This is a genomic window from Arthrobacter sp. 05L45_2 (assembly GCF_056397525.1).
Map to the genome: position 1 here is coordinate 1 of NZ_JBFTNO010000346.1, position 1,364 is coordinate 1,364.

Annotated in this window: 3 protein-coding genes; 2 read left to right on the forward strand and 1 reads right to left on the reverse strand. The window is 73.1% G+C overall.

Features of this window, described 5'->3' with window-relative positions; all coding sequences use genetic code 11:
- Window positions 1-229: hypothetical protein (locus AC1DHD_RS16280; RefSeq protein WP_476880698.1), on the forward strand; the 229-nt coding region annotated here is incomplete at its 5' end.
- Window positions 216-926: an HAD family hydrolase gene (locus AC1DHD_RS16285; protein ID WP_476880699.1), complete on the forward strand. Its 711-nt coding sequence runs from the start codon at window positions 216-218 to the stop codon at window positions 924-926. The genes AC1DHD_RS16280 and AC1DHD_RS16285, both read left to right, overlap by 14 nt.
- Window positions 927-981: 55 nt before the next feature.
- Here AC1DHD_RS16285 and AC1DHD_RS16290 read toward each other — a convergent pair.
- Window positions 982-1,364, reverse strand: a 383-nt coding sequence (locus AC1DHD_RS16290; protein WP_476880700.1) for a CHAD domain-containing protein, incomplete at its 5' end; no start/stop codon positions are given.

Genomic DNA, 1,364 nt, shown 5'->3' on the forward strand with positions numbered 1-1,364 from the left:
CCTGATGGCCGTCTCGGTGACGTTCCCGACCAAGCGGGCCGCTGTGGCCGGCATCGCCCAGGCCCGGGAAATCGCCGGCACCGGCCTGATCCGCGACCGCAGCGGCGACGGTCAGTCSGCCCTCCTGGCCTCCATGGCCAAGCGGCGCACCGGCGGCGGCGCAGGACGCGGCTCCTCCCTTTCCGGCGGCACCCTCGCGGCGACGAAGCGCACCCGTGCCCACCACTGACGCCGGCGGCCGGCGCCGGGCCGCGGTCCTCTTCGACGTTGACGGGACGCTGGTGGATTCCAGCTACATCCACACCCTCGCGTGGTGGCGGGCCTTCCGGCAGGCCGGCTACGACGTCCCCATGGCCAGCATCCACCGCTCGGTGGGAATGGGCGGGGACAAGCTCCTGGCCCACCTGCTGCCGGAGAACCGCGACACCGGGTCCGACGCCGACATCATGGCCTCCCACGCCGCCGTGTTCTCCACCTTCTGGCCGGCCCTCCGGCGGCTCGACGGGGCCCGCGAACTGCTGGCCCAGTGCTTCGACTCCGGCTTGGCCGTGGCCCTCGCCTCGTCCGCGCGGGACCGCGACCTCGAAATGCTCCGCGCCACCATCGATGCCGACGCCTACATCCACGCTGCCACCAGCTCCGCCGACGCCGAGGAGAGCAAACCGGCGCCGGACATCCTGATTGCGGCCCTCGACGCCGTGAAGGTGCCCGCGGCCAACGCCGTCTACGTTGGCGACGCCGTCTGGGACATTTACGCCGCCGGCAAGCTGGACATTCCGGCGATCGGCCTGACGTGCGGAGGCACCAGCGAGGCCGAACTCCGTGACGCCGGCGCCGTTGAGGTCTACGAGAGCCCGCGTGCCCTGCTGGACAACCTTGCCGGCAGCGCCATCGGCCAGCTGGCCGCCCGCGTCCGGGGCGCCTGAGCCTGGCCCCTTACTTGGGCGGCGGGTGCGGTGCGCCGTGGTGTGGGGGGCGATGTCAGCGGTCGGGAAACTTCTTCCAGCGTTTCAGGAAAGCGCGCTCGGCGACGGCCGCCAGCTGTTCTTCCCGGGCATGTAGCCGGCCGTAGGTGAACCCGTTCTCCCCGCTGCGCAGCGCCCGGGCGCCCAGCCCGGCCAGCCGCGCCCGGGCCACCACGCTGTCCTGGTGCACCCCGAGGACCTGCTGGATCTTACGGGCCGCCTTGGCCAGGCGTTTCGCACGCCGGTGCCGCTTCCGGGCGGATGTCCGGCCCGCATCGCCGTCGCCCGTGGAGCCCTTCGGCACCGAAGCGGCCAGTTCCGCGGAGTACCGGAGCCGCTTCGCCGCTTTGCGGACCTCATGCAGCGCCGCATCTCGGGCCGCCCCGGGGCCCGGGGGCC